The sequence below is a fragment of the Dyadobacter sp. CY323 genome, from assembly GCF_021390245.1.
In the GTDB taxonomy this organism is placed as follows: Bacteria; Bacteroidota; Bacteroidia; order Cytophagales; family Spirosomataceae; genus Dyadobacter.
In genome coordinates, this window is record NZ_JAJUXH010000003.1 from 371,166 (window position 1) to 391,113 (window position 19,948).

At 43.7% G+C, this 19,948-nt stretch carries 21 protein-coding genes and 1 tRNA gene; 6 read left to right on the forward strand and 16 right to left on the reverse strand.

Annotated features, from left to right (window positions below):
- Positions 1 to 14: 14 nt before the first annotated feature.
- From nuoK to LZG72_RS07740, 6 genes are all read right to left on the reverse strand, one after another.
- The gene (nuoK, locus tag LZG72_RS07715) at positions 15 to 326 is read right to left on the reverse strand and encodes an NADH-quinone oxidoreductase subunit NuoK (RefSeq protein WP_233869781.1); all 312 of its coding nucleotides are present in this window, start codon (positions 324 to 326) and stop codon (positions 15 to 17) included.
- Entirely contained in the window at positions 323 to 844 is a 522-nt protein-coding gene (locus LZG72_RS07720; protein ID WP_233869784.1) for an NADH-quinone oxidoreductase subunit J, read from the reverse strand. Before LZG72_RS07720 ends, nuoK begins: the two co-directional genes overlap by 4 nt.
- A gap of 29 nt (positions 845 to 873) precedes the next feature.
- The gene (locus LZG72_RS07725; protein ID WP_233869787.1) at positions 874 to 2,190 is read right to left on the reverse strand and encodes a 4Fe-4S binding protein; all 1,317 of its coding nucleotides are present in this window, start codon (positions 2,188 to 2,190) and stop codon (positions 874 to 876) included.
- A gap of 138 nt (positions 2,191 to 2,328) precedes the next feature.
- Complete coding sequence (locus LZG72_RS07730) at positions 2,329 to 3,561, reverse strand: glycosyltransferase family 4 protein (RefSeq protein WP_233869790.1); 1,233 nt, start codon at positions 3,559 to 3,561, stop codon at positions 2,329 to 2,331.
- Between the two features lie 10 nt (positions 3,562 to 3,571).
- Positions 3,572 to 5,428, reverse strand: a complete 1,857-nt coding sequence (locus tag LZG72_RS07735; RefSeq protein ID WP_233869794.1) for an alginate lyase family protein — start codon at positions 5,426 to 5,428, stop codon at positions 3,572 to 3,574.
- 50 nt (positions 5,429 to 5,478) lie between these two features.
- Positions 5,479 to 7,578 carry a bi-domain-containing oxidoreductase gene (locus LZG72_RS07740; RefSeq protein ID WP_233869797.1) on the reverse strand — a complete coding sequence of 700 codons (2,100 nt, stop codon included), beginning with the start codon at positions 7,576 to 7,578 and terminating at the stop codon, positions 5,479 to 5,481.
- Positions 7,579 to 7,708: 130 nt separating this feature from the next.
- On the opposite strand from LZG72_RS07740, the gene LZG72_RS07745 reads away from it, so the two are divergent.
- Both LZG72_RS07745 and LZG72_RS07750 read left to right on the forward strand, forming a co-directional pair.
- Positions 7,709 to 8,866: a Gfo/Idh/MocA family protein gene (locus LZG72_RS07745; protein WP_233869800.1), complete on the forward strand. Its 1,158-nt coding sequence runs from the start codon at positions 7,709 to 7,711 to the stop codon at positions 8,864 to 8,866.
- An 81-nt stretch (positions 8,867 to 8,947) separates the two neighbouring features.
- A complete protein-coding gene (locus tag LZG72_RS07750) occupies positions 8,948 to 9,832 on the forward strand; it encodes a sugar phosphate isomerase/epimerase (protein WP_233869803.1) in 885 nt (294 codons plus the stop codon).
- 15 nt (positions 9,833 to 9,847) lie between these two features.
- Here the strand turns inward: LZG72_RS07750 and LZG72_RS07755 are convergent, their stop codons facing one another.
- The 7 genes from LZG72_RS07755 to ubiE form a co-directional block, all read right to left on the reverse strand.
- Entirely contained in the window at positions 9,848 to 10,261 is a 414-nt protein-coding gene (locus tag LZG72_RS07755) for a response regulator (protein ID WP_233869806.1), read from the reverse strand.
- The gene (locus tag LZG72_RS07760; protein WP_233869809.1) at positions 10,248 to 11,855 is read right to left on the reverse strand and encodes an ATP-binding protein; all 1,608 of its coding nucleotides are present in this window, start codon (positions 11,853 to 11,855) and stop codon (positions 10,248 to 10,250) included. The genes LZG72_RS07755 and LZG72_RS07760 overlap by 14 nt, the downstream gene beginning before the upstream one ends.
- Before the next feature lie 237 nt (positions 11,856 to 12,092).
- Positions 12,093 to 12,494, reverse strand: a complete 402-nt coding sequence (locus LZG72_RS07765; RefSeq protein ID WP_233869812.1) for a hypothetical protein — start codon at positions 12,492 to 12,494, stop codon at positions 12,093 to 12,095.
- Positions 12,494 to 12,964: a hypothetical protein gene (locus tag LZG72_RS07770; protein ID WP_233869815.1), complete on the reverse strand. Its 471-nt coding sequence runs from the start codon at positions 12,962 to 12,964 to the stop codon at positions 12,494 to 12,496. Before LZG72_RS07770 ends, LZG72_RS07765 begins: the two co-directional genes overlap by 1 nt.
- A gap of 405 nt (positions 12,965 to 13,369) precedes the next feature.
- A tRNA-Val gene (locus tag LZG72_RS07775) sits at positions 13,370 to 13,444 on the reverse strand.
- A 108-nt stretch (positions 13,445 to 13,552) separates the two neighbouring features.
- On the reverse strand, positions 13,553 to 14,212 hold the full coding sequence (locus LZG72_RS07780) for a porin family protein (RefSeq protein WP_233870476.1): 660 nt from the start codon (positions 14,210 to 14,212) through the stop codon (positions 13,553 to 13,555).
- A gap of 23 nt (positions 14,213 to 14,235) precedes the next feature.
- Entirely contained in the window at positions 14,236 to 14,958 is a 723-nt protein-coding gene (gene ubiE, locus LZG72_RS07785) for a bifunctional demethylmenaquinone methyltransferase/2-methoxy-6-polyprenyl-1,4-benzoquinol methylase UbiE (protein WP_233869818.1), read from the reverse strand.
- 156 nt (positions 14,959 to 15,114) lie between these two features.
- On the opposite strand from ubiE, the gene LZG72_RS07790 reads away from it, so the two are divergent.
- Positions 15,115 to 15,900, forward strand: a complete 786-nt coding sequence (locus LZG72_RS07790; protein ID WP_233869821.1) for a hypothetical protein — start codon at positions 15,115 to 15,117, stop codon at positions 15,898 to 15,900.
- Positions 15,901 to 15,917: 17 nt separating this feature from the next.
- Positions 15,918 to 16,499, forward strand: a complete 582-nt coding sequence (locus tag LZG72_RS07795) for a hypothetical protein (protein ID WP_233869824.1) — start codon at positions 15,918 to 15,920, stop codon at positions 16,497 to 16,499.
- Positions 16,500 to 16,514: 15 nt separating this feature from the next.
- Here LZG72_RS07795 and LZG72_RS07800 read toward each other — a convergent pair whose 3' ends face one another.
- The 3 genes from LZG72_RS07800 to LZG72_RS07810 form a co-directional block, all read right to left on the reverse strand.
- On the reverse strand, positions 16,515 to 17,117 hold the full coding sequence (locus LZG72_RS07800) for a mobile mystery protein B (protein WP_233869827.1): 603 nt from the start codon (positions 17,115 to 17,117) through the stop codon (positions 16,515 to 16,517).
- Entirely contained in the window at positions 17,108 to 17,575 is a 468-nt protein-coding gene (locus tag LZG72_RS07805; RefSeq protein ID WP_233869831.1) for a mobile mystery protein A, read from the reverse strand. The genes LZG72_RS07800 and LZG72_RS07805 overlap by 10 nt, the downstream gene beginning before the upstream one ends.
- A gap of 139 nt (positions 17,576 to 17,714) precedes the next feature.
- The gene (locus tag LZG72_RS07810) at positions 17,715 to 17,972 is read right to left on the reverse strand and encodes a hypothetical protein (protein ID WP_233869834.1); all 258 of its coding nucleotides are present in this window, start codon (positions 17,970 to 17,972) and stop codon (positions 17,715 to 17,717) included.
- Positions 17,973 to 18,195: 223 nt separating this feature from the next.
- Here LZG72_RS07810 and LZG72_RS07815 point away from each other — a divergent pair, with 223 nt between their 5' ends.
- Together LZG72_RS07815 and LZG72_RS07820 are read left to right on the forward strand one after the other, a co-directional pair.
- Positions 18,196 to 18,426 carry a helix-turn-helix transcriptional regulator gene (locus LZG72_RS07815; RefSeq protein WP_233869842.1) on the forward strand — a complete coding sequence of 77 codons (231 nt, stop codon included), beginning with the start codon at positions 18,196 to 18,198 and terminating at the stop codon, positions 18,424 to 18,426.
- A 229-nt stretch (positions 18,427 to 18,655) separates the two neighbouring features.
- Positions 18,656 to 19,777 (forward strand): Fic family protein, encoded by a 1,122-nt coding sequence (locus tag LZG72_RS07820; protein ID WP_233869845.1) that lies wholly within the window; start codon positions 18,656 to 18,658, stop codon positions 19,775 to 19,777.
- Positions 19,778 to 19,948: the final 171 nt, after the last annotated feature.

A 19,948-nucleotide genomic window follows, 5' to 3' on the forward strand; every position in this document is an offset into this window, starting at 1 on the left:
GTTGCAGAAGTTTTTTACTTTTTTAATTCACTAACCTCATCCGGATCCACTGTTTTGAACTGACCGTAAACCCGAAGAATGATAGCCAGAGCAACGGTAACTTCCGCAGCGGCGACCACAATCACAAACAGCGCAAAAAGCTGGCCACTCAATCTTTCAGGATCATGTCTGCTAAATGCGACCAGATTGATATTCACCGCATTCAACATCAATTCGATTCCCAGCAAAATGCCGATAAAATGGCGTTTGGTCACTGCTACTGCCAGTCCAATGCAAAAAAGTGCAGCTCCCACCAGTAAGTAATGTTGTATCGGAATGTGGTTCATGGCATTGGGTTACGGTTCATCGCAAGATATGCTGCTCCAACCAGCGAGACAAGAAGCAAAATGGCGACAATCTCAAACGGTAACAAGTGGCTGGTCATTAATTCCACTCCAATTGTCCGGATCGTCGATTTGCTGGTCATGGAATCACCCGTCATTTTGAAATCCGACGAGAATATGATTTTAACCAAAACAACAAAAAAACCGGCTCCCAGCAGAAACCCCCAGGTCTCCCGCCGGATCAGGATTTCCACGCGGTTATGTCTCGACGGATCGTTACTCTTATTTGCTTTTTGAGTGAGCATGATCCCAAAAATGAGCAGAACGAGGACTCCGCCCACGTAAATCATAATCTGAGATACTCCAAGAAAATCCGCACCTGCCAAAACATACAATGCCGCGACTCCTAAAAAAGCCAGGAAAAGTGCGAATGCAGCATAAATGAGGTTTTTTGAAAATAAAATAAAAAGTCCCGACGCAATCGCCAAAGCTGCAAACCCGTAAAATGCAATTGCCTCCATATTGTCTGATCTACGCTATTTCAATTGGATTACTCCTTCGATTTTGGCTTCATCGTCGGCCGAAATGCCGGTTTTGGTTTCACTTCATCTGACTTATCTTCTGCTTTCGGTGCCTCATTTATTTCTGTTTTCGGCTCTTCTTTCGCTTCCACCACTTTGGGTTTCATTGTCGGACGAAATGCCGGTTTTACGGCCGCTGATTCACTCGGCACAGATTCCACTGGCGCAGCTCCGGCTGGCGCAGCTCCGGCTGGCGCAGCTCCGGCTGGCGTTTCCGATACCGGTTTTTCATTATTTTCTTCCGAAACCACTTTCGGCTTCATCGTAGGTCGAAATGCAGGTTTTGGAGCAACTGATGCAGCCGGTGCAGCTTCTGCTGATGTTTCAGAAACCGGTTTCTCTATATTTTCATCCGAAACCACCTTCGGCTTCATTGTGGGACGAAATGCAGGTTTTGCAACAACGGGTTCAACCGGAGAAGACTCTGATGGCGTTTCAGAAACAGGTTTTTCAGTACTTTCTTCCGAAACCGTTTTCGGCTTCATACTTGGCCGGAATGCTGGTTTTGGTGCAGCGGGCGCAGTTTCGGCTGGTGTTTCAGAAGTTGGTTTTTCCGTACTCTGCGGTTGTTCAACATTTTCAACGGGAGCTGCTTTCGGTTTCATTACCGGTTTGAAAGCAGGTTTTGTCGCCGGTTTTGCAACTTCCTCAACAGCCGGACCTTCCATTTCGGCGGCAGCTTCGGACTCTTGTGGTTTTGGTTTAATGGTCGGTTTGAAAACCGGTCTGGCCGCAGGAGCTGGCGTTGGTTCAGATGCGGTAACAGGCTTGGCGGCTGCTTTCAAAGCTTCCTTTTCCTTCTGAAACTGATCTAGTAACTGGCGTTTTTCCTCGGCTTGCTCGGGCGTCAGATTGGCGTAATTATAAACCATATCCCTCACGTCCAGCTCACTATAATCAAACGTTTTGGTCATGGTGAGACATTCTGTCGGGCAAACCGTTGTGCAAAGGCCGCAGTAGCAGCATTTGGCCATATCGATATCAAACTTCGCCGCGTAAAGCCGGATCGGTGAACCGTCGGATGCTTTACCCACTTCCTCAATTGCCCTGATCGGCTCAATCTCAATGCAATCCACCGGACAAACTTTCACGCATTTGTCACATACAATGCAATCGTCCATTTCATTGTGCAGCCGGTAACGACCGTTGTCCGGAATGGGGATGGTTTCCATCGGGTATTGGATGGTAACCATCCCCTCCTGCTCATGATAGAAGTCCCCCGAGCGGATATCGCCCTGCTTCCGACGGTTGCGCGCGCCCCACAAATGCCGCAGCGTAAGCCGCATACCGCCAATTGTGGTACTTATTCCTTCCGATATATTTTTGAAATAACTAGACAAATCGATTCCGTTAGCGCAGAGCTTTACCCTATTGCAAAGATAGAGTTGTTAACCAGATTTTCGGGAAATGCATTCCCCTGATTTTCACTTACTGACCAATTCACTGATATATTTCAAATATTCCTTTGCCAAAACATCCCTGTCAAAATGGGCTTTTGCATATCGATAGCCATTTTCGCCGTGCTTTTTTATCAACTCGGGGTTGTCCATGAACACGATTACTTTTGCGACAAAATCGGCAACATTTTCAGGCTCGGCGTACAAACCCGCATTTGCGCTCTCCACCAATTGCCGTGACACTCCGTCGATGGCCATTAAAACCGGTTTTTTACAGGAAAAATAATCGAAGGTTTTATTGCTGTAAACCGTCTTGAAAATATCGGTTTTTTTCAAAACAGATGTTCCGATATCAGCGGCCGATATGTACTTAAAAACCTCCATTTTAGGTACTGGATCCATAAACAGGATGTTTTGCAATCCCCGATTTGCAGCTTCATTTTCAAGCTCGCCTTTCTTCGCACCATCCCCGATCAGCAGAAAAAAAGCATTTGTTTCCTTTAATTTTTCGGCTGCATCAATCAGTTGTACCAAATGATTAGCAATTCCATGTGCACCGACATATATAATGATGAACTGGTCGTGCAGCCCGAGTTCTCTCCGAAATTTTTCGCGATCAAAATGCATTAAAGCCCGATCTGATAGACTGAAATCCGCCGCATTTGGGATGAAAATGATCTTTCCATTTTGTACGTTTTTTTGTTTAATCAAAATGTCTTTAAAGGCGGGTGTGACTACATTAATCAACCTGGCTGTTTTATAAAGTTTTTGTTCAAACCAATGAGAAAGCCGGATTAGATTTTTGTTGGTCAAAACACCCGTTTCAATGGCGGATTCAGGCCATAGATCTCTGACTTCCAGCAAAAAAGGGATTTTCTTGACCCGGGATAAAAATAGAGCCGTTATACCTGTAAAAAGTGGCGGGCTGGTTACCAGGATCAAATCGTACTTTTTCGGGGCATAAAATAATCCGGCCCAAATGGAGGAAAAAACGAAGGATAAATAACCGAAAAGTCTTCCGGCGAAAGATTGATTTCCATGTAACACGTGGCACCTGATCACTTTAACGCCATTTGCATTCATGCTGATTTCAATGCGATTAGCTGACTTTTTTCTGGGGAAATTCATGTAGTGCCCAGTCCCGGCCAAAACGGTGACCCGATGCCCGGCCCCAACCCAAATGCGCGCCATCTCATTCCAACGCGACCCGCCAGGTTCGTGATCTTCGAGGAAATACTGGTGAATCAGGAGAATGTGCATGATGTTCAGCTCAGATTTTCATACGGATGATTGTTTTGATATACCTCCCGAAAGTTGAAAAAACCAATCTCCGGGACTCCACTTTTGCACCATAGGTTTCAGAAAACCATCCTTGCGTCTCCGTAACCATTATTTCATTCTTGCTTTCGCCAAAAGCTTTGATTTCGAAATGATCAGAAAAAGATGGAGACGGGTGCCAGATCTGGTGCATTTCGATCTGGCTGGGCACGTTTTCAACAAAATCCTCGACAACCCAATGTAGCTGACCGCGCAGCTTCACCACTTTTCGACTGTGGGTAATGCCGGGCCCGATTGCTTTATAACCCTGAAATGCCGCCTCAATGGATAGGAACTTACTTTCAACCCGCGTATGGCCGCCAGCGATTTTGATCCAATCCGTCCAGGCGAATCTGGAAAGCCTCGTCATTTGGTCATACTTCCCCAACATAACCGTGTTATGCGATGCGGTTCCTGAAAAATAGCTGATGATCGTTTCGTTTGCATTGTACAAACAGGAACCGGCATCACGCAGGATATTTTCGCCATTTACCCAAATATCGAGATGCAGATTATCCGATTGAAAAGGCCTGTTTGAGTAAAATCCGCAGCGTAGAAAAGTAATCGTCGGATCGTCACGTAAAACATAGTAACCGCCTTTCGGAAAATTGTATCTCCCAGTCGCCTCAACTTGAATGGGCCTAGCCTTTTGACACGATATTCGATTCGTTAACCAGTCCGCTTCCTCATTCCAACAACCAGTTCCGTACGGTAAAGCCATCGCGAGTGCCGTGGCCAATGCAGTTAATTGAGGCCGAAAATCGCGAAAATGGCAAGCCGTCAGCGGAAAGAACAATGCACCGTCGCTGTGACCATAATGAGGTAACATTCCTGTTTCCTTATCCTGACAAGACAGCAGGAAGAACAGCGATTTTTCCGCACGCTTGTAAACAATCCGATCAAAAAAATCTCCATTTAGTTTTGCTAATGTTAAAACCCACGTCAGCAATTGCACGGCCACGCGATGGTAATTCATCGAAAATTGAAGAAAAGTCCCATCCTCATAAATTTGATAAACGATCTCTTTTTCAAATGCCGTTTTACCTTTTTGCTTCCACTTTTTGCTTTCAGGAAAAAAGGGTAATAGTAATCCGGCCAAATACAGTCCGGCCGTTTCCGTGAGTGCGTGGTTGTTTCGCACGGCGATTAATGCAAAACTGATATTTTCTTCCACCCGGCGCATTTGCTGGTAAATGCTGTTTATGATTTTATCAAAACGCAGCTGATTCAGTGAATTGGAAAACCGGTAGTAATGCAAAGCAAAAAGCCAATTCAGAGCACGCAGAGATATTTCCTGTCCACATTTCCAGTTCGGTCCGCGATTGACAGGATTTTCATCAATCCAGCTTTCAATCAGGTTAAAAACCAGTGTGGATTGATCTTTCTCAAAATGAAAATCACATCGGATTATGTCGTAGAGAAAGCAAAATCTCGATTTTTCCCACACATATTTTATGTCGCCCGCCCCATCAGCGAAGTCCTGGATTTGAGACCAGTGAGTTTCCCGGGAGTATGTAAATCCGGTTTTAGGATTGGTATGCCAATCTTTCGCAGTTAACCATTCGCCGTAAAAATATCGGAACCGATTTTGACTGATATTCGCGACATGTTCCCTCAAATGCACCAGCGTTTTATCTCTCGGCATTTCAAAGTTGGCCGGATCGAAAAAGAATTGTAACGGTAAGTTCCGCCATTCTTCTAGCGAAATGAACGTTTTAGGTTTTGGATTTACAGCAAATCGAAGCTTTAATAATCCTGTTTTGCATTGTATTTGGTAGCATATCCTGAAAATGGAATAGCACCAACCCATATTCCGGAGAAATTTAAAACAGCCCCAAATGCGATCTGACCAGCGTTTTATCATGGTACCTGGATCCAACAGCGCTTTTCATAACTTTCCAGCGCGGCAAAAGTCGCACGTGTGGTATTTACGATCTCGTGAAAGTCAATGTGCGGGTTTCCACCTGTTTTTAATGTTTCCCAAAGTCTGCAAAACTGTTCTTTGTGACCTTTATCTTTTGCTGTTTTAAGACTCGAAAAACCTTTAAAACCATAACCTGTCAGCCGACAAAAATCATCCAGGATCAAAGTCCGGCCGCCTGAATACACCTCCACCCGTTCCTTTGAATAAGATCGGTGACCATTGGAAAAATAATTGACAATTCCGGTCGATCCGTTTGCATAACGGAGCATGATATTGGCATTTTGTAAACCTGCGTCACCCGGTTCCTGAGCTGCATTCATGCAAACTTCAACGACCCGATTTCCGGTGAGATAGCTGATCAGGTCAATGAAATGACACCCTTCGCCGAGAATGCGGCCCCCTCCCACAAGCCGGTCGTGAATCCAAGATTGGGCGGGTATGTGCCCTGCATTAACGGTAATCACAACATGCATGACTGAGCCACCGAGCAGGTTTTTTATTTTGCGGGAATGAGGCGAAAAGCGACGATTGAATCCAACAGACAGACTTTTCCCCGATTTTTCGTAAGTCTTGATTATTTCCTCCAAATCTTCGGGGAATAATGCAAGCGGCTTTTCTACAAACACATGTGTATTGGCCTTCAAAGCATCTACTACCATTTGTGAGTGCAGATCGTGGCGGGTTGCAATGATTACTAAATCCACTTCCCGGTCACGGAGTATTTCATGATAATCGGCCGTCGCAATCGGAATTTTATATCTGGCAGATAATTCGGTGGCATGAAGTCCGCCCGCGCTGGCTATGTACTTGATACTGGCATTTTTAATGAGGGGCAGCAATGTACTGCGAACGTAATTACCAGCTCCAATAATGCCGGTTACCACCTCGGTTGGAGGAAATAATGAACCGGAAGGTCTGCATGATTTTTGATTGCAAACCGTTCCGGGATAGTCGATCAGGATTGCTATATGATGATTCAGATTTTGATAAATACTTTCGAAATCAGGTAATGCGACTCTCCTGGAAATGAGCGATTTGACATTTAAGGCACCGGAAGAAAGCATTTCGAGAATGGCGCAAAAATTCCTGTTTTCAGTCCAGCGGACAAGGCCAACCGGATAATCCACGCCATTTTCTTCATAATTCTGGTCATAACGTCCGGGACCATACGAACAGGAAACCTGGAAGGTCAGCTCTTTTTCGTAAAAATCCGCCCGGTTTATTTTCAGTCCGACGGACCCTACCAAAACGACTTTTCCACGTTTCCGGGAAATCCGTGCGGCGAGAGAAATAATGCCATTGGATTCCGAAGCCGCAGTGATCAGCACGCCATCGGCGCCGATTCCATTTGTCGATTCATTTATAGTGGTTTCGAGATTTTCGTGCGAAGGATCGAAAACCGTAATCCCTTTTTCGGCAGCAATGTATCTTTTATGCGGGTCCGGCTCAATGCCGATCACACGACATCCATTAATGGTAAGTAGCTCAGCAGTAAGCAAACCGATTAGCCCAAGTCCGATCACGACAACGGTATCACCCATTTGAGGTCCCAAAAGCCGGATTCCCTGCAAACCGATCGCGGCTACGACGGTAAAAGAAGCGTCTTCATAAGTTACATTTGAGGGGATTTTCGCCGCAAGATTCACAGGCACGCACACTACCCCGGCGTGCGGCCCATTACTCACTACCCGATCCCCGATCCGAAAACTTTGTACACCTTCCCCAATCGCAATCACCTCACCAGCATTGCAATAGCCCATCGGCACACATTGCGCGAGCTTGTTGGAAAGTGCTCTTAATGTCGGGAAAAGACCGTCTGTTTTGATCTTGTCAAAAACCAATCTGACTTTTTCGGGATGCTGTCGGACTTTGGAAATGAATGCGGCTTTACTGAATTCGACCAGCATTCGTTCGGTACCGGTAGACACCAGAGTATTGTGCGTCCGGATCAGAATGCAGCCTTTTTGAACAATGGGGGATGGGACTTCCAGCAATACGGTTTTCCCGATCCGCAGATTTTGCGCGAGTTGTTTCATGAAATAGTGTGTGATATTCGTAAATGTCCGCGATCGAAAATTTACGAGAGTAAATGCAATCGCAAAGTTTTAATATTTTTGATGAATTCCAATTTTGCAGTAAACACAATTCACAAATCCGGTTGACAGAATGAAAAAGCACCTTAATGTTGGTATCGTTGGTTACAAATTCATGGGCAGGGCACATAGTAATGCATGGAAAAAGGCTCCGCTCTTTTTTGATATTCCGGCCATACCTGTCTTGAAAGCAGCTTGCGGCAGACATCAGGAGTCATTAACGGAGTTCGCTGAAAATTGGGGCTGGGAGGAAACGGAAACGGATTGGAGAAAGCTGATCGCCCGGCCGGATATTGATATCATCGACATTGCATTACCGCAAGATCTCCATTATGACATTGCAATTGCTGCGGCTCGGGCCGGAAAGCATATTTTTTGTGAAAAACCACTTTCGATGAACAGTCGGCAGGCGGAAGAAATGTTGAAAGTCTGCGAAGAAAATAAGGTAACGCATTACCTCAATCATAATTACCGGAGAACCCCGGCAGTTGCGTACGCGAAGAAAATGATTGAAGCAGGGAAAATCGGACGGATTTTTCACTGGCGTTGCGCCTATCAGCAGGATTGGATCGTGGACCCTTCCTTTCCATTAACCTGGCAATTAAAAAAAGAAACGGCTCAGGCTGGTCCGCAGTGGGACCTTAACTCGCATGCGGTAGATCTCGCGCATTTTTTGGTGGGAGACATGGCTACTGTTTCGTGTCTTACCACCAATTTTATAAAAGAAAGACCATTGGCCGATGAAGCGTCGGTCGGGAATCTTTCGGCACAATCGTCCGGGACGGAAATGGGGGAAGTGACCGTCGAGGATGCGGCATTGATGATGGTTACTTTTAAAAATGGCGCGATCGGCTCATTTGAAGCAACGCGATTTGCCAGCGGCCGGAAAAACCGGCTTTCATTTGAAATTTACGGCAGCAAAGGAAGTCTCACATTCGACCTGGAAAGGATGAATGAGCTGCAATATTTTTCACGGGAAGATGAAAATGGCGATCAGGGGTTCCGTACCATTCTCGCAACCGAGGCGGTGCATCCGTATGCAAACCACTGGTGGCCAGCAGGTCATATCATTGGGTATGAACACGCATTTGTGCATTCGGTCGTCGATTTCGTCAAAGCAATAGAAGGAAACACGTCCATCAAACCTGACTTTTCAGATGGGTTGAAAATTATCAAGGTTCTGGAAGCGGGAATACAATCCTCGGAGACGAAGCAGCAGGTAAGTTTGTAGCCGGCTGCGCCTTTTGTAAAAAACAAAATCATGGTTTACGGCGTCGAACGTGTTACTAATTCCGGAAAAATGTGGGTGAAAATGCTGCTAATTTTTGTTTGTTTGGCGGCAACCCATTCCAGTCAGGCTCAGAACAAAAAAAGCAGCCGATCCATCTACGCAAAGGATAATCTGATCGCGTGGTGCATTGTTCCGTTTGACTCCAAAAACCGCGGGCCGGTGGAACGTGCCGAAATGCTTAACAAGCTTGGTATCAACAAGCTGGCGTACGATTGGCGCGAAAAACACATTCCCACCTTCGATGCCGAACTGGACGCATTAAAGTCGCATAAAATCAAGCTGCAGGCATTTTGGCTGTACTCCGGACCCGAGCCCGAAACGGACAAGAATTTCAAGATTATCCTCGATGTGTTGAAACGCCATCAGGTAAAAACGCAGATCTGGTGCATGATCGGCGGCATTAAAGATCTGGATCAAATGTCACAGCAGGAAAAAATCAATGCACATGCCCGGGCAGTGGCCTACATTGCCGACAAAGCCGCAGAAATTGGTTGCAGCGTGGGTTTATACAATCACGGCGGCTGGTTTGGAGAGCCTGAAAATCAGCTGGAAATTATCAAATACCTCAATAAACCGAATATCGGGATCGTATATAACCTGCATCACGCGGAAGAACATCTTGAAACATTTCCGAGGTTTTTTCCAAAAATGCTGCCGCATTTAATGGCGTTTAATGTGGCAGGACTTATCAAAGGAAATCCGGGGAAAGTGGTGCCCGTTGGACAAGGCAATGCAGAACTGGAATTGATGCGCATTGTGCAAAACAGCAGCTATAATGGCCCGGTAGGCATTATTAATGAAGAATTCGCGCCCGATGCCGAGGATGGTTTGAGAATCAATATGGATGGAATGCAGGTAATTTTGAAAGAACTGGGGGATAAAAAAGCGTTGAAAACGTATCAGTAAATATCCGATATCACATTACCATTTTTTTGATAAAACCCTTTGCACGATTTTCTGCAATTCCGCGGCATAAATGGGCTTCCGAATGTAATCGTCTACGTATCCCGTCGCCATTGCCCGGTTATAATCGTCTGTATCCGTGGATGAGCTGATCATGAAAATGGTAATGTTCCTGCTAAGTTGGGATTTGAGTTTGGCAAATTCATCAATAAACTGCCAGCCGTCGAGTATCGGCATGTTGATGTCGAGCAATATCAATTCGGGCAGCCGGGTTTCCTGATCCTTGTATTCGGTCAGATAGTCGATGGCGTCCTGACCATTTTCGAAAAAAAAGCAGTCACTGGCGACCGGCTCTTTCTCGATCATTTTCTTGAGGAGGAAGGTAAATACCGGATCATCGTCGATCACGCAAAGTCTTTCAAGCGAATTCATTAAATGTGATTTTAAACGTAGTTCCCTGATTTTCTTTACTATACACTTGTATTTTCCCTCCCTGCGATTCGATTTGATTTTTAATCAAAAAAAGACCTACTCCGTGCGCGTCTTTGTGTTTGTGAAAAGTTTTATATAACCCGAAAACCTTGTCAGCATGCAAATCCATGTTGATCCCTTTTCCACCATCAATATATTTAAGTTCTTTTATTCCATCCCCATTCAGATAAAATTTCAGGGTAATGTGCGCCGGCTCGTTGTCTTTTTTATATTTCAGACCATTTGAAATGAGGTTCATCAGAATGCTTTCCAGATAAACCTGCGGAAAAATCACTGTCTCAAGATCATAATTTAAATGCACCTCGGAACCACTATCCTTTATACTCTCATCCAATACCGATAAAACCTTATTCGTAACGGCGTACATGTTCAACTCTTCACTTTCAAGCTTGTTTTCCCGGATTTTGATAATTTGGGAAAGATCGTCGAGCGTGTTGTTCAGGTGGCGGGACACATTCCTTACTTTCTGAAAAATTTCCAGATTAGTGGCGTCCAGCGCCGATTCATCCACAAAGCTTGTGAGCAGTGCCATGTTACTGGAATGGTTGCGGAGATTGTGGGACAAAATGTGTGTAAAGTTTTTGAGCTGATTGTTTTGTTGCGCCATCTGGTCGATGGATTTGATGAGGTTCAATTCCGATGTTTTATACCGGTCGATATCCATGATAATGCCCCTGATCTTCGTGACCTCGCCGTTTTTATCAGACAAGGCATCGCCGGAAAAACGTACCCATTTGATACTATTGCTGGTACGCATTAAAAATTCATGGTCCCAGACCGGACTATTTTCCGACGAGTTGAGCAATGCGAGCTTGATCGTCATTTGATCCTGCTCGTTAAAAAAACTTAGTAAGTCTTCCTCGGTGCGGATGCCGCAATTCGTTGTTTCAAAGATTTGACCAGCGGTTTTTGTCCAGTTGAATTCTTTTGTTGCCAGATCGTATTCCCAGCCAGCCAGTCGCCCAACTTCACCGGCTGCGGTAAGCAGATATTCACTTGCAGCCAGCTTCTCCTCAACAAGATTCCGCTCCTCAATTTCCTTTTTAAGATCGTCAACCGACCTGATCAACAAGATATTAGGGAAGATTTTGAATAGAAAAAAAACTGTTGAAAGTGACACGCCGGCAGTGAGAAACCGCACCAATGCACTCAGCCGGTAAACGGGCACCCAGAAGATAATGGCGTCTATGAAATGTGTGAGGCCGCAGAGCACTATGAATGCGACAAAAAGCCAAATGGCGTGCGGAAACGGAAAGTCTCGTCGTGTGAGCGCGACGCGCATCAAAAATATGGGGATGAGGAAGTATGCAGCCCATATCAGGAGATCAGAAATGATGTAGAGCCAGCCATGAAAGTCGGTCCACTCGCCGCAATACCATCTTGCGGGCCAATGCTCCGTACTTAAAATCCCTTTAAAGAATCCGGTAAACTGCTGTGACAGATCTGCCTTTTGAGACGGATTGAGTACTGCGGCACTTTGGCACATACGGATACTGTCCGCACTGGTTACACACAGTGATAAGTCCGGGTTCATATTTATTTCTTGCTGGTCTAGAGAACGTTGTCTTATCCATCCAATCAGTTATTAAAGCAATGTAGGATCAAACTTTAATCTGATGTAACAAATAAAAGGTTCCAAGATACATATTCGCAGGATTGCGGCGCCAACTCGGGAGGAAGATTTTGAGAAAAGTGGTGCGGAGGGTAGTTTGGAGCTTATGAGGCAGATCTAATGAGGGAGGTACGAGAAGCAAACTGGTTTTCACCGAACCTACTTTTTAAGGAAATTTTTTACCTGGCTTAACCTTCTGCGTGCTGCTACGGCAACGGCCTCAGACGTTTGATAGTCAGTATACCGAGCCGTATGGCAAGAATCAATAAGTGCCTTGTAAGCAGAATATGCGTTGTATATATGTATTTTTACAAGTTCAGCAATAGCTGTATGCTTACTCGGTTTCTCTGAACCTTTAAAATTTTTGAGATAGTACTCGTTAAAGGATCTGTAAACATTATCTCCGACTTGAAGTGGAAAAATCTCATGTTGAACATAATGCATAGCAGAGTAAAATGCAGTAGTTACTACCCAGTCGTGAAAGGATACTCCTTCTTCATTGGGGCCGGTTAATAAGTGATCGCACGCTTTTTCATTGTGCTCGGCATGTTCTCTGCTCATTAATTGCCAGTGTATCTAAAAATAAATCCATCAGCAGTTAAACAGTCAACATTAAGTCGTTCGCTGAAAGGGCAAAGGGTAACATCCACATTATAGTAATCCGAAGCCTCCTTCTGCTGCAACTCTCCAATAAAACTATAAATGTCCAATATAACATCACTTAAAAACTCGCTTTCTGGTAAAGTGATTAGAATTTCGTAAAATTTTTGCGAGGCAATCCTTAAAAATATATCTCCCGGATTAAAGCCATGTTTCCGAAAATTATCCAAAATACTGGCTGTTACTTCTGATGATCTCTGTAGATTTTTACCGATTTGGTCTGCAGCCAGCGAGGTTTCCGTACGCTGTCCAGCATCCTTCCCTTTAAAATAAGCCTCAATGACGTGGTCACTGGAAAAAAGCAAGTCCCTGTCAGGCGTAGCCTTCCAGCCGTCACGATCAACGATTTCGAAAACTTGTTCTTGTGTCATATAAGAGGAAATAAAATAGTATTCTTTTTAAAATCAAATTGTTACGTACTGTATCTAGCGACAGTTGAGCGATGCCAAAACTAAATTAGATCATGCTCTTAAACTGACCGCAAGGTATAGACTGCAAGATTGATATTCTAATAACGATAAAAAACAATCATCCACCTGAGGTTTTAAATATTTCTGGAGAATATTATTCAGCAGGAAACAGCATATAGAAACTCATTTAGACGACCATTTGCGATTGTAGGCTAATTAGTAGGCTGGCAATAAAAAAGCACCTAGCAAATAAATGCTTATTTTTTCTGTGGGAGTTGAGGGATTCGAACCGCGCGGGCAGATGCTCTTTTGGTTATTCAATAAAAACAAAAAAAGCACCGATTTCTCGATGCTTTTTGAACTCTGTGGGAGTTGAGGGATTCGAACCCCCGACCCTCTGCTTGTAAGGCAGATGCTCTGAACCAACTGAGCTAAACTCCCCTTTCCCGTCGTTTGGGAGTGCAAATATGTGGGACTAAAATTAAGTCTGCAAACTTTTGAGCGAAAAAAAATGAAATAATTTGCAAAATCCTGAGGATCAATGGACAACTATTCAAAGTTTAAATACAGCGTTACCGTGTGCGTCGTCATTTTACCGATCCCATTGCCAATGGAATTTTTCGCAGGTGAAAAAGCATTGGTTAAACCATGAGAAAAACGCAGCTCGGGAGCGAATTTGAAGAATTCAAAAAACTGTTCGTACCCGACACCGTAGTCCAACGAAACATCGCTAGACTTGGTATCCAGCCTTCCCGAACCTCCGCCGCGGTTACGTTTCACATTCGTTTCGATGCCCAACGTAACGCCGGCGATCATATACATTCTCGAATTTACCCGCCGAAGTGATTTGTATTTCAGCAAAAGCGGCAGCTCGATCCAGGTAGATTCCCGCTTCTCTATTTTTTCCGTTCCATTCGGATAGCTGAATTTCACGTCGCGGTTATATAGGGACACCGATGGCGTGGTGCGCAAATCAAAATGCTCGGTCAGAAATGCATTGATCGCAAATCCCATACGAAACGCAAATTTGGTAGGGGATTGAATGACAAATGCAGAATCTTTGGAAATAAAATCCGAATTGTGCTTGATGTTGAACCTTGTAAATGGGACAGCGAATAAAATGCCGTAATGGATCGGCTTATCATCGTAGAATTCCAGGTGTTTGCGCCTGTAACCAATGCCCTGCGCCTTTATTTCCTGGGCCGTCATCAACAGCAGGAGAATGCCGAATATTACTTTTGCCCGATGTAAATTGAACAGATCCCGAAGGTAAGTGATATGCATTTGGTGTTTATGAAACCTGCTTTTTTAAAAATTTCAAGGAAAGCTTCTCCATCGGGAAACGCCTGGACAGATTCTGGCAGATACGTATATGCCGCGATATCTTTGGAGACCGTTTTTCCGATTATTGGCAATATGTACTTAAAATAAAAATTATAAAACTGCTTGAAAGGAAAGCTGCGGGGCTTGGAAAACTCCACTACCACGCAATTTCCTCCTGGCTTCATCACGCGGTTCATCTCGGTCAGCCCTGCCAGCAGATTCTGAAAATTACGTACTCCAAACGAAACGATAATCGCGTCAAAATAATTGTCCGCAAAACTCAAACTTTCGGAGTCGCCGCTCTGCAATGTGATGATATTTTGCTTGCCTAATTTGGCGATTTTCTCACGTCCAACAGCCAGCATTCCCTCCGAAATATCGACGCCAATGATCTTTTCAGGGTTTAATGCGAGTGCCTCGATCGCGAAGTCACCCGTGCCTGTCGCTATGTCCAGAATGATTTTGGGCTGCTGTTTTTTGAGGAGTTTAATGGCCCGTTTTCTCCAGTAAATATCCACTCCGGCACTTAATACGTGGTTGAGCAAATCGTATTTCGGCGAAATATTATCGAACATTTCCGCCACCTGCTCACGCTTGCTGCCATCCTTGTCTTTATAGGGAACTACGCTCATTTTTTCTGTCTTATCATGCATTAACAAACAAAACTAACAGATAATTACGGTTATCTGGTGGGTATTTTTCATCAAAATGGATTGAGAATGATGACCAAAAGCACAAAGCCGCGTCTAAATAGTACATGAGCAAATATCCCTCATTTAACCACCACGATGCGTCTGACTTTACTTGCCAGCCTTTTTTGCCTAACCACTTTATTCGTAAATGCGCAACGTTCCTGGCGAAAACCATCGTCGAATGGGATCAGTATGAAAAAAAGTTATAACAAGAAAGAGAAGCTCCCCCACTCACTGACATTTCGCGGAGGATTAACCCAGTTTTTTGGCGAGCTCAATGAACAGGATATGCACGGCACGACGGGCATTGGTTTTGGCCGGGCATTTACTAAAAATGTGGGTTTGCAGCTGGATTACACGGCGGGAAAGACCGGTGGTGAAAAGCTTCCTTTCTTCAATTCCTATTTTGTGACTGAATATAATACGCTCGAAGGCATTGTAAAATGGAATCTCACTGAGCAGTTTAACCGTTTTGAGCCAGGTCCGGTGAATTGGTTTGTGTACGGCGGTGTCGGGCAGATTTGGTTTACATCAAATGCATTTGACATCGATGATAATGCATTACTGCGGTTCACAAACAGCAAATTGAGCGCACGGAACCCGCTTTTTTTACGGTGGGGAAAACCGAAAGGTCCGGTCGGGATTCAAAAAACGCGGGAAGGAATTCTGCCGCTGGGCACTTGTATCGACTACGAACTGTTACCAAAATGGAAGATCGGGATCGATTATCGCTTTTATTTTGTGAGAACCGACAAGCTGGACGCAACCTCAGGCCAGAGTTTGGCCAATCCCGAAGAAAGTACGTCATATAGTAGCACGCCGAACGATAAATTCAGCTTTCTTGCAGTCTTTCTAACGTACCGATTTGGAAAACCAAAGTAAATTTTAGCCGCGTTGTTATGAGTTTTAATCCTGTCAAATACAAGTTATACCCAACCCTTTTGAACGTTTACGACCGTTTCGAAAAAGGTTATATCAATCAGGATGAACTACTTAACCGGATCAATCGCGTACCTGTATCTCAGACAGCAGCTCAGCGAAAAGGTGCTTCATTTGAAGAAGCGGTGATCAAAGGCATTGACGAAGAAGAATTTGACCCGGAAATTCTGGAAAAAGTGCGGGCGCTGCTTCCCAGACCGATGCTGAAAACGCAGTTTTACTGTGAATATCAGGTTGAAGATGTTCTGCTTTATGGGTATGTGGATGTTTTAGGTAAACTAATGGCTGTCGACATTAAAACGACAAACAACTACATTCCAGGCTGTTACGCGATAAGCCACCAGAATTTCTACCTGCCTGCACTACGTACAAAAGGCGTGCGAAACCTGCGTTACATTGTGACGGATTTCAAAGAAGTATATCAGGAAGATTACGATCACACGCTGGATTTCGCGCACCAATTGAATCAGATTAAATCCTTTTGTGAGTTTCTGGAGGAGAATCGGGAGCAGATTACGGATAGAAGGATTTTCGGAGGATGAATGTGAATATACCGGTCATGAACGGGCAAAAGCAACCAATGCGGCGTAATTTCCCTTATCTGCTTCCCGCAATGCATTCAGGTAAACTGATCTCAGATCGCTGCTCTTAGCCAGGTTTTTGCTTCCCCAGGTAAATACTTCACGCCCAAATACCTTCTCAATGATGATATCCGCAATGAGTCGGGAATGCCGCCCATTTCCATTTGAAAAACAGTGAATTGATACGATTCGATGTTTGAACCGAACCGCGATTTCGTCCGGTAAATAGGTTTGATTCTCAACCCAAAATCTGCAATCACCCAATAGCATTCGCAGATCTGTTCCGATCTGATATTTGTCTACACCAAGATTTTTATTAGAATTTCTGAAAGTCCCCGCCCATTTCCAGACTCCGGCAAGCATTCTTTTGTGAAGTAACTTTATAAATTCCTCCGTCAAAATTTCGGCAGCAGTAAATTTCCTTCGGCGTTCAATCGTCCAGCGTATCGCTTCCTCAATATTACGTTGCTCAACTTCATCCAATTCCCCTCGAGTTGTCACGGATTCGATAAGTAATCCTTCCTTTTCATCTTGATCTAGTGGTGTTTGGGCTTCGCCATATTCTAAATCTAATCCCATAGGCTTCTCGGTATTTCACGTTTGATTTCCTGTGTTAGTTCTTCAACTGCTTGTTTTAAACGTGAGTCCGAGTTTTCCTGATCTTCCAATTGCATTGTCGTAGATGTCCTTTTTACGATCTTTTTCGCGAGTTTCCTCGCCCGATCCTCAACCATCTTTTCCAGACTTTCTTCTTTGGGAACAAATCCGTAAACCAGTTTCATATTAAGTGCGTCACCTGCCTCCCGAAGTGATTTTAGGGTGATACTCTCATCACTTTCGCGATTTTCCATTTCCTTGATCGCCTGCGGCGTTTTGGACAATCTCCCGCCCATTTGCGCGAGAGACATATTAAACGCTTTTCGTAACTGGTTAATCCATCCCCGTGACGGTGGCAGAACCTGATCTAATGCGGCAAAACTTTTCAGTTTCGCATCAAGCTGCCGAATAACAATGAGATGATTATTTGGGACCTTCATATTTTTGCAATGATATTATCAATGCAAATTTAAATGTATTTGTTTAAATTTAAACATTTTTTTAAACATATACATTTAAATCAAGATCAAAAATTAAATATATAACTTTAAAATTCGCTATTGTGTTTTGCTACACTGCTCATCTGACCAAGATTTCGTCTTCTTCCAGACATTGCGACAGAAACGCATTGGCAGACGTTTCAGAATAATCCTGCAGAAAACATTTAGCCGACTCAATATTAGAAAACTTCGCTACTCTTTCAAGCATCAGTTCAGTGCCAGCCGAGTTAATGACGAATGTGGTAATGCGGACGATTTCTTCTCCATTTTCTGTGAATTCACGGTGGAGACAGATTTCGGTTTGTGTTTCGGGGAGTGTGATGATTTTGAAGTTCATGTGGTTGAAGTTTGTGTTTTTTAGTGAATATTTCCTTTAATGAGAATTAAAATCCCTGAAATGGCATTCGTTCAATTCTAAAGATGATATTTTTAGATTCTTTTAAACTTAAAAGATTTAAATCAATTTATACACGTATTTTTATCCTTAAAGCTTAATTAATTATCTTTCAAGGATATAATTATCTCTTATTCAGTTTGTTAGATTTTTCTAACTTGGCTGAATGAAAACAGACAAGCGCATATATAATCGCGTCAAAGCCTATCTTGCCCTCAAACAGATCAAGAACAAGGTGCTTGCTGAACACCTGAATGTCAGCCCGCAGACAGTATCAAAATGGTGTACCAACTACAGTCAGCCTTCTATTCCAGAGCTTTACAAAATTGCTCTCTTCTTAAATATCGATGTGGTCGAGTTATTAGAACCGATATCTTCTTTTACTTCTCAAAAGTAGAATGTCCTGAGAAGACATTGCACAACGGATTCGTTGTCTTTTTCCCGAAATATTCATTTGTTAAAAACCTTAACTCAAATTTACCTTAGTTCAGTTTTTTGCCATTTTACTGAACTAACATTTTCCTTAGTTTAGTTTTTATGCCAAAAACTAAACTAACAAGATTTTTAGTTTAGTTTTACATTTATTTTCTAAACTAAGCGATCTGTTCGTTTAACTTTTTGGTTTCATGAATAATTTTAAAGCAGGTTCGTATACCAACCAGGGTTACTATAAAAGTTTTCAACCCGAAAACATAAACCGCGACTGGCTGGTGGATGATATGCAGCTACTTAGTCTGCTAAGTAAGGCTGACAGAAATCTTGGACGATTGGATATGTACTCCGAATATGTCCACATTGACCTCTACATTCGAATGCACATTGCGAAGGAAGCCACTCAATCCTCCAAAATTGAAGGTACCCGGACTAATATGGAAGAAGCTTTTCTGGAAAAAGATGAGATTTCGATGGAGAAACGGGATGATTGGGAGGAAGTGCAAAACTACATCAGCGCAATGAATGAGGCTGTTAAGCAATTGCATACGCTCCCATTTTCGTCACGGCTGATACGTCAGACACATAAAATCTTACTTCAGGGAGTGCGTGGTAAGCATAAGCAGCCCGGTGAATATCGTACGAGCCAAAACTGGATTGGCGGAGCTTCCATCAACGACGCGGTATTTGTGCCGCCGGTGCATACTTCCATTGCGGATCTGATGTCTGACATTGAAAAATTTGCAAACGACGAAATCAACCCATTACCAGACTTACTTAAAATTGGGCTGATCCATTATCAATTTGAGACGATTCACCCATTTCTGGACGGAAACGGAAGGGTCGGCAGGCTGCTTATAACCCTTTATCTCGTTGACAGAGGAATACTTAAACAGCCGATACTATATCTGTCAGACTATTTTGAGAGAAACAGGACTTTGTATTATGATAACCTAATGCGCGCGAGGACACACAATGACATTAATCAATGGCTGAAATTTTTCCTGGTTGGGATCATTGAGATTTCGAAAATTGGTGTCAAGACTTTTGACGGGATTCTGCAATTAAAACGAAGTCTTGACACAAAAATCCAAACCTTCGGAAACCGCGCGGGCGATGCCAAGAAAATTGTAGACTATCTCTATGAGCAGCCTTTGATAGATGTTTCCCGGATTGAAAGCATTACCGGGAAATCGAAGGTTACCAATTATAAATTGCTGGCAGATTTAGAGAGATTGGAGATACTACAAGAAGTTTCGGGTGCCCAACGCAACAAGCTTTATGTTTTCAGAGATTATCTGGATTTGTTCCGATAAACAAACGCACTATCTCTAATCATCTTTAAACTTTTAACCTTCACAGGAAATAATAGCCGCACTAATTGACATCAGCAACCCGAATTAATCCCATACTACCCAGCTCAACAATCAGGATTATTGTCCGCCATTTAGCCGCCTGGTAAATGTTGCATTGCCGTTTATTCACTC

What these genes read in the sequence shown, in the direction of transcription:
- nuoK (WP_233869781.1), bottom strand. Translation starts at nt 326, where the DNA reads ATGAACCACATTCCGATACAACATTACTTACTGGTGGGAGCTGCACTT.
- LZG72_RS07720 (WP_233869784.1), bottom strand. Translation starts at nt 844, where the DNA reads ATGGAGGCAATTGCATTTTACGGGTTTGCAGCTTTGGCGATTGCGTCG.
- LZG72_RS07725 (WP_233869787.1), bottom strand. Translation starts at nt 2,190, where the DNA reads ATGCGGCTTACGCTGCGGCATTTGTGGGGCGCGCGCAACCGTCGGAAG.
- LZG72_RS07730 (WP_233869790.1), bottom strand. Translation starts at nt 3,561, where the DNA reads ATGCACATTCTCCTGATTCACCAGTATTTCCTCGAAGATCACGAACCT.
- LZG72_RS07735 (WP_233869794.1), bottom strand. Translation starts at nt 5,428, where the DNA reads ATGGGTTGGTGCTATTCCATTTTCAGGATATGCTACCAAATACAATGC.
- LZG72_RS07740 (WP_233869797.1), bottom strand. Translation starts at nt 7,578, where the DNA reads ATGAAACAACTCGCGCAAAATCTGCGGATCGGGAAAACCGTATTGCTG.
- LZG72_RS07745 (WP_233869800.1), top strand. Translation starts at nt 7,709, where the DNA reads ATGAAAAAGCACCTTAATGTTGGTATCGTTGGTTACAAATTCATGGGC.
- LZG72_RS07750 (WP_233869803.1), top strand. Translation starts at nt 8,948, where the DNA reads ATGCTGCTAATTTTTGTTTGTTTGGCGGCAACCCATTCCAGTCAGGCT.
- LZG72_RS07755 (WP_233869806.1), bottom strand. Translation starts at nt 10,261, where the DNA reads ATGAATTCGCTTGAAAGACTTTGCGTGATCGACGATGATCCGGTATTT.
- LZG72_RS07760 (WP_233869809.1), bottom strand. Translation starts at nt 11,855, where the DNA reads ATGAACCCGGACTTATCACTGTGTGTAACCAGTGCGGACAGTATCCGT.
- LZG72_RS07765 (WP_233869812.1), bottom strand. Translation starts at nt 12,494, where the DNA reads ATGAGCAGAGAACATGCCGAGCACAATGAAAAAGCGTGCGATCACTTA.
- LZG72_RS07770 (WP_233869815.1), bottom strand. Translation starts at nt 12,964, where the DNA reads ATGACACAAGAACAAGTTTTCGAAATCGTTGATCGTGACGGCTGGAAG.
- LZG72_RS07780 (WP_233870476.1), bottom strand. Translation starts at nt 14,212, where the DNA reads ATGACGGCCCAGGAAATAAAGGCGCAGGGCATTGGTTACAGGCGCAAA.
- ubiE (WP_233869818.1), bottom strand. Translation starts at nt 14,958, where the DNA reads ATGAGCGTAGTTCCCTATAAAGACAAGGATGGCAGCAAGCGTGAGCAG.
- LZG72_RS07790 (WP_233869821.1), top strand. Translation starts at nt 15,115, where the DNA reads ATGCGTCTGACTTTACTTGCCAGCCTTTTTTGCCTAACCACTTTATTC.
- LZG72_RS07795 (WP_233869824.1), top strand. Translation starts at nt 15,918, where the DNA reads ATGAGTTTTAATCCTGTCAAATACAAGTTATACCCAACCCTTTTGAAC.
- LZG72_RS07800 (WP_233869827.1), bottom strand. Translation starts at nt 17,117, where the DNA reads ATGGGATTAGATTTAGAATATGGCGAAGCCCAAACACCACTAGATCAA.
- LZG72_RS07805 (WP_233869831.1), bottom strand. Translation starts at nt 17,575, where the DNA reads ATGAAGGTCCCAAATAATCATCTCATTGTTATTCGGCAGCTTGATGCG.
- LZG72_RS07810 (WP_233869834.1), bottom strand. Translation starts at nt 17,972, where the DNA reads ATGAACTTCAAAATCATCACACTCCCCGAAACACAAACCGAAATCTGT.
- LZG72_RS07815 (WP_233869842.1), top strand. Translation starts at nt 18,196, where the DNA reads ATGAAAACAGACAAGCGCATATATAATCGCGTCAAAGCCTATCTTGCC.
- LZG72_RS07820 (WP_233869845.1), top strand. Translation starts at nt 18,656, where the DNA reads ATGAATAATTTTAAAGCAGGTTCGTATACCAACCAGGGTTACTATAAA.